We start from the raw sequence: 12582 nt of genomic DNA, 5'->3' as shown, positions 1-12582 counted from the left end.
GCGCAGCGTATTCGCGGACAATCGCCAGCCATACCAGATCAGCACCGCAGCAAAGATCAGCCCCAGCAATGCAGCACCGATCTTCAGCGCATGGGACATCCTTGGTCCGACAAAGGCATAGGCCGCCTCGACGCTGATATGGGCCGCATAGCGCACGCCCATACCCATGGTCAGAAAGCTCATGGTGATGAGGGAATAAAGAATGACCTCCTCGGACCAATAAAGCGAGTTGTTGAAGACATAGCGCGCCACGACCTGAACGATGGCGATCACCGTCGCCACCGCCATCAGGACCGTGACCAAGGCACCCTCGATCTGATCGACAATGCGGTTCAGAACAACAATCATCCGGTCTCGCCTTTCCTGCACCGCATCATCGCACTTCTCAGCCGTTCGCCGCAGCGATGGCGCGATCCATCAGTTCCGGGGTGATACGCGACCGGAATTCGTCATAGATGGGCTGCGATCTTTCGATGAACGCGGCGCGGCCTTCGGGCGAGAGTTCCTGAATTTCGATCTGCCCGCCGATTTCTTCCAGAATACGAACCTCATCCTGCGCGGTGAATTCACGTGCAGCGTCGCGGCCAACGATCATCGCCTCTTCGACGATCTGTTGCAGATCCTCGGGCAGGCCGTCCCAAGCGGCTTTATTCATGATTGCAGCATAGCTGTGATAGGTGTGCCCGGTCAGGGTCATATATTGCTGCACCTCATAAAAGCGCATGGAGTAGATATTCGCGAAAGGGTTTTCCTGCCCCTCGACCACGCCTTGCTGAAGACCGTTATAAACCTCGGTATAGGCCATCGCGGTGGGGTTGGCCCCATAGGCACGATAGGTCGCCAGAATGGTCGGAGCCTGCAAGGTCCGCATCTTGATACCGCGCAGATCGTCCGGCCCGTTGATCGGACGAATGTTATTGGTCATATGGCGGAACCCCGCGCCCCACATCGCAATGCCATGCAAACCGTTGGGTTCAAGGGTTGCCAGCAGTTCCGCGCCAACCTCGCCGTCATGAACGCGCATGACCGCATCCATATCGGCCATCAGGAAGGGCAAGTCGAAAAGATACATCTTTTCGTTGAAATTCGCGAGATTGCCGGTTGGCGGAATGGCGATATGGACAAGCCCCATCTGGGTCTGTTCGATGATCTCGACATCGCCGCCCAGTTGCGCCGCCGGGCGGATATTGATCGCAATCCGCCCGCCGGATCTTTCTTCGACCTCTTGCTTGAACACCTCGGCGGCGCGGGCGTTCGGGGTGTCTTCCGTCAGCATATGCGCGAAGGTAAAGGTGAAATCCGCGCCATAAGCCGTCCCGGACAAAAGCAGGGCCATCGCGGTGGCAAGATGCAATCTGGTCATTTCTCTCTCCTGTTGGTTTTTATGTGTTGAGGGTTGTCTCGACGCCCTGCCCTACAGACAGCAGCAGAGGCTCGGCCATCGGCGGGGCGATAAGTTGCAGCCCCACCGGCATATCGTTGTGATCCCGACCCGAAGGCAGGGTCAGCGCGCACAGGCCCAGCAAGTTGACCACCGCCGTATTGCGCAAGGTCAGCATATTCTTTGGCCCGTAAGCCGCCGGATCGGCCAGTTCAGACAAAAGCGGCGGGCTGATCGCCACGGTCGGGGTTGCAATGACATCGCAATCGGCAAAGGCGCCGAGAGCGGCCCGCGCCGCATCCGCCAGAATGGTGCGGCGACGCAGATATTCGGTGGCGCTGAGGTTTTCGGCACCCTCGACCCGCATCCGCACGACCGGATCAAGCCGCGCGATACGCTCGGGGAAACGCTGGTTCAGAAAGGCGCGCAGTTCCGGTGCGGCCAGACCGCCCTTGGCAAAGACCTCAAGAACCGCATCGCAGCCCGGTAATGTCACTGGCACCAGCTTTGCACCCGCTTGCGCCAGCCGGTCCAATGCGGCGCGGGTCGTGTCGATGATGGCGGCATCGGCCTGATCCCAGAACAGATGTTCCGGCACACCGATCCGCAATCCGGCAACCGGCCGGGGTGACGGGACGGGCTGGCCCTCCAGCGCAGCAAAGGCATAGGCAAGATCGGCCACCGTCCGGCACAAAAGCCCCGGTGTATCCAACGAGGGCGAAAGCGGCACGATTCCGTCCAGAGACCACCGCCCCCATGTGGTTTTCAGCGCCACCTGTCCTGTCAGGCTGGCCGGAACCCGCACCGATCCGGCGGTATCCGTCCCGAATGCGATCAGCGCCGAGCCTTGGGCCAGCGACACCCCCGCCCCTGATGACGACCCGCCCGGCGCGCGGGGCGCGTCAGGGGCGGAGCATGGATTGACGGGCGTGCCCCAATGCGCGTTCACACCCAGGCCGCCAAAGGCAAACTCGACCGTATGCGTCTTACCCATCACGATGCCCAGTTGCGACAAAAGTCGCGCGATCACCGGACCGGGGCGTTGCCATGCAGAGGGCAGTTCGCTGTCGGTTCCGGCAAAGACCGGTAATCCGGGCACGCCGTAAAGATCCTTGACCGATACCGGAATCCCCATCAGCGGCCCCAGATCGACCTGATCGGCCAGCAGCCTATCGGCAGTCTCTGCCTGCGCCAAAGCCCGGTCCCCGGCCCATGTCTTATAGGCGTTCAGCCGCGCCTCGGTGGCGTCATGGGTGGCGATGGCCCGTGCGACCAGATCATGCGAGGACAGCGCGCCCTGCCGCAATTCTGTTGCGATCTGCGATAGGGATGGAAGGGGCGTCGTCATGGCATCCTCCTGCGGCGAACAGGTCCAGCTTACGGGGGGCAGATCATATTTCCAGCCTGTCGGAAGGGCAGTAAAGGTGACAGGTTTTGACAGAAAACCGCTTCAACCCACTGATAGGTATAAATTATCCACAACGTCGCCCCGGCAGCGTTGCCGAACCGGCAAAACAGCGTTGCCCTTGGGCGCACTCGCCTGCCGCATTCCTGTGCATATCCTCGGGTCACATGGAAACCAGCAAAGGACGCCTGACATGGCCCATGAAACCGAACGCCGCCTGCATGAAATGGGCATAACCCTGCCACGTCCGCCGCGCGCCATCGGAAACTATCTGCCCGGTGTGGTGGTCGGAAATATCCTGTATCTTTCCGGCACTTTGGGGACGGTTCCAGATGGCGACGATCACGACATCATGCCAATCACCGGCAAGCTGGGGGCCGAAGTCACGATTGAACAGGGTTACGCCTCGGCCCGGCAGATGGCGATCAACCATCTGGCGCTGATGAAAGCCGCTCTCGGCGATCTCGACCGGGTCAAGAGGATCGTCAAGATGGTCGGCTATGTAAATTCGGCCCCCGGCTTTACCCTGCCGCATCTGGTGCTGAACGGCGCCTCGGATCTTTATGTCGAGCTGTGGGGCGAGGAACGCGGCAAACATGCCCGCGCCGCGCTGACGCAAAGCGAGTTGGGGCTGGATGCGCCGGTCGAGGCGGAAATGACGATCGAGATCTATCCCTGATCCAGCAACCGGCCAAGCAAAGCCGCATCCTCGGCCTCGGATGCGGCAAAGCTGGCGGTGACAGTTTCCAGAAACGCCGCCGCTGCAGGTGGCAGGGGTTGGTCATGCCGCGTCACCGCCGAGATATGCCGGTGCTGAAACTCGGGGCAGATCAGGTCAAGCGGGCGCAGCAGCCCGGCCTGAACCTCGGACCAGACCGCGCGCAGGGGCATAAAGACAATGGCCCCCGCCCTCAAGGCGTGGGTTATCAGGAACTGCAACTGGTTCGCCACGACCAAAGGCGTTGCCTTGCCCCCTGCCCGTTCAAACCCGCGCATGACCAGCCGCGACAGCCCGAAGCTGTCATCGGGCAGAACGAAGGGATGCGTCGCCAGATCCGCAAGCGTCAGCCCGCGCGCACCAAGAAGGGTATGACCCAAAGGCGCAAAGGCCAGCAAGGGCTGACGCCAATGCGCCTGCGCTTTCACCGCCGGATGGCTGAAATGGTCGTAAACAATGCCAATCTGGCAGATATGCTGCTCCAGCGCCTCGAACACCCGGTCGCGCGAGCGGATGCGGACACGGAACCGCACCGCCGGGTGGGTGGCCTGAAACGCAGCAATCTGATCGGACAGGAACGGGCGCGTGATGCCCTCGACCGTAGAGATGCTGATCTGCCCGGCGCGGCTGCCTTGCAGATCGGCCAGATCGCCCTGCATCTGGTCCAGCCGGTCGAAGACGGCAGCCAGATGCGCGACCATCACCTCGCCCGCCTGCGTCAGCCTGATCCCGTCCGCGTGGCGGTGGATCAGCGCCGCCCCGGTCTCTTGTTCCAGCCGGGTGATCTGGCGACTGATGGCCGAGGGCGCAATGCGCAGCCGGTCCGCCGCCTGCCGGATCGACCGGGCGCGGGACAGTTCCAGCAGATATTGGCAGGCCGTCAGGTTCAATGTTCTTCCGAATGGCAGGCCATCCCGGCCCTGCCCGCACCATCAACGATCCGCCCCGCCCCCGCAATCCTTTTGCGCAGCCCTCACCCGCCCATGACCCCGGGCAGAAAGGTCATCAACCCCGGAAAGGCCGCGCAGATCAGAAGGCCGATGAATTGCAGGATGAAGAACGGGAATATGCCTCGGTAAACCGTGGTCATCGGCACATCCGGCGGCAGCGTGCTTTTGATGTAGAACAGCGTGTAACCGAAAGGCGGGCTGATATAGCCCATCTGGATCGTCACCGCGAACATAACCCCGAACCAAATCGGGTCGAACTGGAAATGCTGGATGATCGGCAGAAATACCGGGACAGTCAGTAGAATGATACCGATCTCATCCAGAACCGTGCCCAGAAAGATCAGCAACAGCATCATGACCGCCAGCACGACCCAACGGTTCATATCCAGCCCGGAAATCAGCCCCAGCAACGTATCCGCGCCGCCCAACCCGGTAAAGATCGCGACATAAGCCTTCGCCCCAAGTGTAATCCACAGGATCATCGCGGTCGCCTTGATCGTGCCCTCGCAACATCCCGCCAGCGTCGCCCGCGTCAGGTTACGCCGCAGGCCGGCTGCGATAGCGGCACCCGCGACACCCACAGCCGCGGCCTCGGTCGGGGTGGCGATACCGAAAAAGATCGAGCCGAGAACAAAGGTGATAATCATCACCGGCAGCACCAATGACTTCAGCGATGCCAGCCGTTCACGCAGCGGCGCGCGTGGGCCGTCCTGTGCCGGGGCCATCTCGGGGCGCAGCCAACTGACGACCAGAATATAGGCGATATATAGCCCGCCCAGCAGCAGCCCCGGCACGATGCCCGCAATCAACATCTTGCCGATGGAAACCTGCGCCGTCACCGAATAGACAATAGTCAGGACGGACGGTGGGATCAGGATTCCCAACGTGCCAGAGGCGCAAATCGTTCCCGTTGCCAGTCGCGCATTATAACCGCGTCGCAGCATTTCCGGCAGGGCCAGAATGCCCATCGCTGTCACGGCAGCACCGACCACCCCGGTCATCGCGGCCATGACGATGCAGATCACGACCGTGCCAATCGCCAGACCGCCCCGGACGCGCCCGAACCACAGCTCCATCGCGCCATAGAGATCGCCGATCACGCCCGATTGCTGCAACAGGATCGCCATGAAAATATAAAGCGGAATCGCCAGCAGGGCCTCGGAATGCATGGTGTCATAAATTTGCAGGATCAGCAGCACCAACGCATTCGCATCCCACAACAGCACGGTAAACAGCACCGATAGCCCGCCAAGAACGAATGCCACCGGCAAGCCGGTCAGCAGAAATGCCGTCAGCCCGCCAAACATCAAAATCAAGATCAGGGTCGGGTCCATCAGAGCGCCGCCTCGTCAACGTGGGTGGAGGGGATGGATGGATCACGAAACAGCACCCGCAGCCATTCGGCCAGCGCCTGAAGGCCCATCAGCGCCAAGGCCAGCGGGATGGCGAACTTGACCGGCCAGACGGGCGGGTTCCATGTGGAATAGGATGTTTCACGATAGGCAAAGCTGTCCACGGCAAAGGGCCAGGCATAGGCCAGCAAAATGCCGCAAAACGCCATGATGATCGGATAGTTCACCAGCAAGAACAACCGATTGACTTCGGGGCGGACCGCCCGGCTGACCAGATCAAGGCTGACATGACCACCCGTATGCAGCAGATATGGCCCGCCCAGCAGGAAGTATGGCCCAAAGATCAGGACGCCCAATTCCATCGCCCAGCTTGAAGGCGCATTAAAAACATAGCGCGTCACCACCGCATAAAGCAGCAGTGGCACAATCAGCAGGATGGCAAGACCGGCAAGCCGGAACAGCGCCCTGTTGATCGCAGTTATGGATGCGACAAAGGCTGCTATCGGGCGCGGCAGGGCCGCCGGTCTTACATCTGTCACGACAACAGCCCCAGTTCACGCATATGCTGCATTTGCGAATCAAGGATGCGGGTTGCCAGCACATCGCCTTTTGTCGCCTCGCGCCAGACTTCGGCAGCCCTTGGGCGCGCGGTATTGACGTCATCAGGCGACAGCTCGATCACCTCGACACCCGCTGCTATGAACGCCTCTAAGGCGGTAGCGTCGGTTCGGGTCTTGTTGTCCTGATAGGCTGCCGAAACCTCAGCTGCGGCGTCGGTCAATGCGGTGCGGAAATCCTCGGGCAAGGCATCCCATGCGCGACCATTCGCGACATAGCTTGTCGCGGTCGTCGGCTGATGCACACCGGGCAGAATGATGAATTTCGCCACCTCGGCCAGCCCGGCATCGAAATTCGCCTGAAGGTCGCCCCTATCGGCAATGTCGATCAGCCCCTTGTCCAGCGCCGAATAGACCTCGCCCGTTGGCAGGGGCGTGACCGCCACACCAAAGGCGCTCATCACCGTCGAGGCCAGCCCGGTAAACCGGCCCTTCTTGCCGGACAGCTCCGCGATGCTGTGGATCGCGACCTTGGAATGGATCGGCTCCTGATCGTAAATCGTCGGTGCGATGTAGTGCAGGCCCGCCGGTGCGTAAGCCTCGCGCGCCATCTCAAGCCCGCCATGGTCATTAAACCAAGCCGCATAATCAGGCGAGGTCCGATACCCGAACGGTATGGTCGAGGTGAAGGCCAGCGCCGGGATCTTGCCCGCCTCATAACCATCAAAGGTTTTCATCAACTGAAATGCGCCGCCGCGCACCGCGTCAAATGCCTGCGCGGGCGGCACGATCTGGCCTGCGGAAAACAGCCGCAGTTCAAAATCACCGCCGGTCTTTTCGGCAACCACCCGCGTGAACATCTCCTCATACTGCTGGGGCGCGGTGCCGCCATCCCATAATGACTGAAACATCCACGATATTCGCCCCGCACCCTGCGCCAAGGCAGGTGCCGCCAGACCAAGCGCAGCAGCCCCCGCGCCTGCCGCAAGAAAGCGGCGACGATCAAAGGTCATAGTCATGTTCTCCTCCTGAGTTATTTGTCTTATGTCTGTCGCAAGCGGGCCAGAATATCGCGCGCGCGTTCGGTGCGCACGTCGTGTTCAGCGGCCAGTTCGCGCGCCACCGCGTCAACCTCTGCCCCTTCAGCACCGGCGACAATGGCGATATTGCGGGCGTGCAGCGCCATATGACCGCGCTGGATCCCCTCGGTCGCAAGCGCCCGCAGCGCGGCCATGTTCTGCGCCAGCCCGACCGTCACCGCGATCCGGGCCAGTTCCGCCGCGGATAAGACCCCGGCGATCTGCAACGCCTTTTGCGCCAGAGGATGCGTTTTCGTGGCCCCGCCGACGATCCCGACCGCCATCGGCATTTCCAGCGTCCCGCACAGATTGCCGTCGCGGTCTTTTTCCCATGTCGTCAGCGAGGTATAGCGCCCACTGCGCGCCGCCCAGGCATGGGCGCCCGCCTCGATCGCGCGCCAGTCATTGCCGGTGGCCACAATCACCGGATCAATCCCGTTCATGATGCCCTTGTTATGGGTCGCGGCGCGGTAAGGATCGACCACGGCCAGCGCCTGCGCATCCAGAATGCCTTCGATCACCTCGGCACCGTTCAGGGTTTTGGTGGTCAGGGCATCGGGCGTCACGCGTACCCATGCCCGCGCCAGCCGCCGATCGGCCAGGTTCGACAAGATCCGCAGCCGCGCGGTGCCGCCCGCCAGTTCGGCCAGACGCGGCGCGACATGCTCGGCCATCGTGTTCACCGTATTGGCCCCCATCGCGTCGCGCACATCGACAATCAGATGCGCCACGATCATCGGCCCGCGCGGGCTGTCGGTGAAGACATGAACCTCGATCTCGCGGCAGCCGCCGCCAAGGCCGACCAGCACCGCATCGCGGCTGTTCGCAGCGGCGATCAATTCCTCACTTGCGGCCAGAATCCGCAGTCGCGCGGCCGCTGGATCGGTGGCACCAAGGATCTGCACCTGCGCCCGCATCAAGGGCGCGGTTGTGCTGGCCCCAAAACCGCCACAATCACGGGCGATCCGCGCCATATAGCTGGCCGCCGCCACGACCGAAGGTTCCTCAACCGCCATCGGCACCAGATAATCCCGCCCGTTAATGGTGAAATTCGTGGCGATACCAAGCGGGAGTTCAAAGGTGCCAATGACGTTTTCAACCATTCCGTCAGCGGTCGATAGAGCCAGGCGCGGCAGATCACCGTCAAGCCCGGCCACGTCCAGAACACGGGCCAGCCGTTGATCCGGAGACATCGCCCGCATATTCTCGATCCGTGACACTGGCTGCATCGCCATCTCTTCCCCCATCCTGCTATAAATCATAGGTTGACACAAAACCGTCACCTGCAATCAAGGTATGGTCATGCAAATAATCGCCATGATTGTGCCCATAGAATAAAGTGACAATTCATGCCCCGTTCCGAAACCAAGGCGGCACAAGTCGCAGCACGGTTGATGAGTCAGATCTCGGATGGTCGCTTACCGCCGGGTTCCCGCCTTCCATCCCTGCGGCAGGCGTCAGGTGAGTTTGGCGTATCGAAAAATACCATGGTCGAGGCCTATGACAGGTTGGTTGCGCAGGGTGTTCTGGTCGCGCGGGCGGGTGCCGGATTCTATGTCCAGCCACGCCGCATTCTGCCCCAGCCGCCTGCGGCGGGTCGCCTGAAAGAGGCTGCGGATGCGGCATCGCTTTTGACCGAACAGCTTGAACGCCGTTTTCGCACCCGCATCGGCGAGGGCCGCCCTTCTGCCGAATGGCACGAGGGGGCGGTGATAACCAAACATCTGCGCATGGCGATCACCGAAGGCGGCGGCGGATTGCGGCCCGATTATGACCCGCCCAGCGGTTACGCCGCGCTGCGCAAAACGCTGGCGACCCGGCTGTCGGAACGCTCGATCGACGCGGGCACCGACAATGTTCTGCTGACCCTTGGCGCCAATCACGCCTTCGATCTGATTATCCGTCAATATCTGCGCCTTGGCGATGCTGTGCTGGTGGACAGCCCCGGCTATTACCCCCTGTTCGCAAAGCTGAAACTGGCGGGCCTGACCCTGATCCCTGTGCCTCGCGGACCACATGGCCCGGACCCGCAAGCATTGGCGCGAGCGGCAGAGACCAGCGGAGCGCGGTTCTTTTTCACACAGTCCCTTGCGCATAACCCCACGGGCACATCGCTGAACATGTCAACAGCGGGGGATATCCTTCGCATCGCCGACAGGTTCGATCTGACGATTATCGAGGATGATATTTTCGGCGATCTGATGCCGCCCACGGCTCCAAGGCTGGCGGCACTGGATCGGTTACGGCGGGTCTTGCTGGTCAGCAGCTTTTCCAAGACCCTGCCCGCAGGGCTGAGGGTCGGTTATATCGCCGGACCGCCCGCCCTGATGGCCGAGCTTTGTTCGCTGAAAATGCTGACCGTAGTGAACAGTTGCGGCTATTCCGAACGGATCGTTCATGCGGTGCTGACCGATGGTAGCTATCGCCGCCACATCCGCACCCTGCAAGCCCGCGTTCGGAACGCTTCGGCGCAGGCAACCACATTGGCGGCACGTCTGCGCCTGTCCATCACGCTGGAGACCGAGGGCGGATATTACGGCTGGCTGCGCCTGCCCGAAGGCACCGACGACCTTGCCCTTGCGCGACAGGCCGCAACGCAGGACATTTTCCTTGCCCCCGGCTCGATCTTTTTTCCGTCGGGCGTCAGTGAGGGCGGAAACTGGCTGCGGCTGAACATCGCCTATGCCGGCGACCCGCACTTTGCAGCGTTTATGGAAAGCACATTAGGCCCATGAGCCATACCCTCACGGTTCCGCGCAGCCTTACCATATCACCTCGCACACCAACGCCTCGGATGGCGGCTGACCCAACATCTGATTCCATCTGCCCGCCGGATGCTCCTCCAATAGCTGAAAGCTGCGCTCACCTTCATGCGGGGAAATCATGCAAAGCCGGCCTCCCGGTGCGGATCGCAGGTAACATGAGAGTTTCGATGCCCTCAACATCCAGAAAATCTTGCATCCGGCGCAAAAACTCGCCCGTGACAAGTAAAGCCAGTTTTGTGCATTCAGCACCTCGAGCACATCACGGCTGCACAGATTGGCCTCAATGATCCGCCAGCCGTCACCTTCTGCCGTCAGCGCATCAGCTGTATAATAAACAGCTTGATGCGTTCAATAAAACACTCCCACCCCAAGCACACAATGCCATGCCCGAGGTACGCCGAATTCTAGCCGGGGCGTCCCACATTTATAGGCAACCCTGCAAATCGCGCAGCCATTACCATCGGGTCAAATAGCGCAGCACGTCTCACCCCCCGTGCAATTCATCTGACTACATTTTAACTCACTATTTTCATATTCTTAGCATTAAAAGACGGATTTACACAAATACAGCAACTTTCACCTCTATTAATAAAATCATTCTCACCCCGACCCAGCGAAGTGCTGAATACAACAATACCACTATGGCACCACACCTGCACCAATCAGCGAAGAAATAGAAATCTTATTCAAGCACAGCACACGCCATGAACGGCACCTGAACACGCAGGCTGGGTTTCCCCACCCCCTTTGATTGACTATGAATTCATTGCATTTTTATCAAAAATTCCGCGACCATCTGGCGTTCGCTAGCATCCGGCCAGGCACATTCGAACATCGCGAGAGTTATACCGCGCCATTGCGACTGCATGAAACCACCCGGATCGCGCAGTCCGTGGCAAACAGTACAGCATCCGTAGAACATCTTTTCGTCCGACTCCATATTGGCATAAAGTTCCTGCACCGAATCATACATCCGATCTGGACCCGGCGCGCTGTCGTCGATTACGGTCATAGTGATCCCAGTCTCAATCACAGGCGAGTGGCAGGCCATATTCGGCCCTTTAGAGTCTTCGCATTTGCGCATGGACACCAGATATGTATTGGCCATATTTCCCTGAGACAGCCCCGAACACCGCTCCATCGAGGTCAGTAAATTACCCCCTAAATTGCAGTGACCCTTGCTATCAAGCTGCGGCCAGCCGCCTTCATTGGCCAGCATAGCGTCAAAGTTATCGTGCACCATGTCCTCGTGATGTTTAGGATCTCGACCCCTGTGAAAACAGATCGGCTTGGGTCAGCCCGCCGCCTTCACAGCAGCGGTAATTTGCCCAAATGCGCCACTGATCTGGTGTCGGGCCGCTCGGAGGCACGCGAACAACCCAAGCCCCTATTGACCGCCGGGTGAACGGTTGCCGACCGGGCGGAATGCCTCATCGCCTGACGTATCGATCTATCTCCGTTCCTGAGCCAGGTTGCGCTCGAGATAAGCGTACAGACGTCACCATCCTCAATAATGTTGCCCGCGCAAGCTCGCGCCGGGCAAACGTCTCCTGCTCTATGTGCAACGTCTGAGATCGGATACCAGATCATCGCCTCATTCTGGACCGCGCCGAGCTAATGAGCGCGGGTGAAAATAATCCTGCGCGAGAAGCACTTGCCGCAAGCTATGGGTCTTCATGGCGTCATGTGAACGAGGCTATACAAGAGCGCCTCAAAAAAAGACCAGCCTGATATCCAAGACCGATCCAGCCCCCAGAAATGGGAACACGGGCCGTAGCCCGTGCTTCAATGTGGTGCTCTGTCGAGCTTGTTAGCCACTCGACCGCGATTTCTGAATGTTTTCAGTAAACATCGGTTCGATGGTCCAGTCAAGCACGATATTCGCCATCAGAATCGCGGTCCAGTAGGAACTCAATGAAACTGCCGGGTCTTAAGAGAAGATTCATCAAGCCTCGGGAGCTATTGAGATGTCCATTCGGGTATGCACCTAATCCTGTCCTCGCCTGTTGGCAACTGCCTGTCAGGTTGCACACCACCACAAGCACTGCGGGGGCAAATCAGTTCCCCCGCACCGAGAAGATACGAACAACCAAGCTTACCAGCACAGCAGCACAGCAGCACAAGCGCCGCCAACGTTTCCTCAATGAAACACTATTGACCCGCGTAAACAAATCACCTTATCGTCAGGCTAACGCTACCCTACCGTTAACATTACAAGAATACGGAAGCCACCATGCTCACGCGCCTCGCCCTCGACGTCGGAACCTCATCCATAGGCTGGATTCTCTACGAGATCATCAACGGGCGACCCGTGCGCATGATCGACGGCGGCGTGCGGATTTTTGGCGATGGGCGCGAGGCGAAAACCGGGCAGT

Annotated in this window: 11 protein-coding genes; 2 read left to right on the top strand and 9 right to left on the bottom strand. The window is 60.1% G+C overall.

The window, feature by feature from the left end:
- From Q4G24_RS15980 to Q4G24_RS15970, 3 genes are all read right to left on the bottom strand, one after another.
- On the bottom strand, nt 1-348 hold a 348-nt coding region (locus Q4G24_RS15980; RefSeq protein ID WP_303367534.1), incomplete at its 3' end, for a TRAP transporter small permease.
- 37 nt (nt 349-385) lie between these two features.
- Complete coding sequence (locus Q4G24_RS15975; RefSeq protein WP_303367533.1) at nt 386-1363, bottom strand: TRAP transporter substrate-binding protein; 978 nt, start codon at nt 1361-1363, stop codon at nt 386-388.
- 19 nt (nt 1364-1382) lie between these two features.
- Nucleotides 1383-2729 carry an amidase gene (locus Q4G24_RS15970; RefSeq protein WP_303367532.1) on the bottom strand — a complete coding sequence of 449 codons (1347 nt, stop codon included), beginning with the start codon at nt 2727-2729 and terminating at the stop codon, nt 1383-1385.
- A gap of 250 nt (nt 2730-2979) precedes the next feature.
- Here Q4G24_RS15970 and Q4G24_RS15965 point away from each other — a divergent pair, with 250 nt between their 5' ends.
- Nucleotides 2980-3465: a RidA family protein gene (locus Q4G24_RS15965; protein WP_303367531.1), complete on the top strand. Its 486-nt coding sequence runs from the start codon at nt 2980-2982 to the stop codon at nt 3463-3465.
- On the opposite strand, the gene Q4G24_RS15960 is transcribed toward Q4G24_RS15965, so the two are convergent.
- The 5 genes from Q4G24_RS15960 to Q4G24_RS15940 form a co-directional block, all read right to left on the bottom strand.
- Nucleotides 3456-4394: a LysR family transcriptional regulator gene (locus Q4G24_RS15960; protein ID WP_303367530.1), complete on the bottom strand. Its 939-nt coding sequence runs from the start codon at nt 4392-4394 to the stop codon at nt 3456-3458. The genes Q4G24_RS15965 and Q4G24_RS15960 overlap by 10 nt on opposite strands.
- Nucleotides 4395-4477: 83 nt before the next feature.
- Complete coding sequence (locus tag Q4G24_RS15955; RefSeq protein ID WP_303367529.1) at nt 4478-5788, bottom strand: TRAP transporter large permease subunit; 1311 nt, start codon at nt 5786-5788, stop codon at nt 4478-4480.
- Complete coding sequence (locus tag Q4G24_RS15950; RefSeq protein ID WP_303367528.1) at nt 5788-6345, bottom strand: TRAP transporter small permease subunit; 558 nt, start codon at nt 6343-6345, stop codon at nt 5788-5790. The genes Q4G24_RS15955 and Q4G24_RS15950 overlap by 1 nt, the downstream gene beginning before the upstream one ends.
- Nucleotides 6342-7382, bottom strand: a complete 1041-nt coding sequence (gene dctP, locus Q4G24_RS15945) for a TRAP transporter substrate-binding protein DctP (RefSeq protein WP_303367527.1) — start codon at nt 7380-7382, stop codon at nt 6342-6344. The genes Q4G24_RS15950 and dctP overlap by 4 nt, the downstream gene beginning before the upstream one ends.
- Nucleotides 7383-7405: 23 nt before the next feature.
- Nucleotides 7406-8677, bottom strand: a complete 1272-nt coding sequence (locus tag Q4G24_RS15940; protein WP_303367526.1) for a hydroxymethylglutaryl-CoA reductase, degradative — start codon at nt 8675-8677, stop codon at nt 7406-7408.
- 114 nt (nt 8678-8791) lie between these two features.
- Between Q4G24_RS15940 and Q4G24_RS15935 the strand changes: the two genes are divergently transcribed.
- Nucleotides 8792-10177 carry a PLP-dependent aminotransferase family protein gene (locus tag Q4G24_RS15935; RefSeq protein ID WP_303367525.1) on the top strand — a complete coding sequence of 462 codons (1386 nt, stop codon included), beginning with the start codon at nt 8792-8794 and terminating at the stop codon, nt 10175-10177.
- A gap of 793 nt (nt 10178-10970) precedes the next feature.
- Here Q4G24_RS15935 and Q4G24_RS15930 read toward each other — a convergent pair.
- On the bottom strand, nt 10971-11450 hold the full coding sequence (locus Q4G24_RS15930) for a hypothetical protein (RefSeq protein WP_303367524.1): 480 nt from the start codon (nt 11448-11450) through the stop codon (nt 10971-10973).
- Nucleotides 11451-12582: the final 1132 nt, after the last annotated feature.

Origin of the sequence: Paracoccus sp. (in: a-proteobacteria), assembly GCF_030538695.1 — a bacterium.
Taxonomy (GTDB): domain Bacteria; phylum Pseudomonadota; class Alphaproteobacteria; order Rhodobacterales; family Rhodobacteraceae; genus Paracoccus.
This window is presented reverse-complemented; position numbering and strand designations above follow the sequence as displayed.

Excerpts from the sequence above, each read along its gene's own strand:
- Q4G24_RS15975 (WP_303367533.1), bottom strand. The coding sequence starts at position 1,363 with ATGACCAGATTGCATCTTGCCACCGCGATGGCCCTGCTTTTGTCCGGG.
- Q4G24_RS15970 (WP_303367532.1), bottom strand. The coding sequence starts at position 2,729 with ATGACGACGCCCCTTCCATCCCTATCGCAGATCGCAACAGAATTGCGG.
- Q4G24_RS15965 (WP_303367531.1), top strand. The coding sequence starts at position 2,980 with ATGGCCCATGAAACCGAACGCCGCCTGCATGAAATGGGCATAACCCTG.
- Q4G24_RS15955 (WP_303367529.1), bottom strand. The coding sequence starts at position 5,788 with ATGGACCCGACCCTGATCTTGATTTTGATGTTTGGCGGGCTGACGGCA.
- dctP (WP_303367527.1), bottom strand. The coding sequence starts at position 7,382 with ATGACTATGACCTTTGATCGTCGCCGCTTTCTTGCGGCAGGCGCGGGG.
- Q4G24_RS15940 (WP_303367526.1), bottom strand. The coding sequence starts at position 8,677 with ATGGCGATGCAGCCAGTGTCACGGATCGAGAATATGCGGGCGATGTCT.
- Q4G24_RS15935 (WP_303367525.1), top strand. The coding sequence starts at position 8,792 with ATGCCCCGTTCCGAAACCAAGGCGGCACAAGTCGCAGCACGGTTGATG.
- Q4G24_RS15930 (WP_303367524.1), bottom strand. The coding sequence starts at position 11,450 with ATGGTGCACGATAACTTTGACGCTATGCTGGCCAATGAAGGCGGCTGG.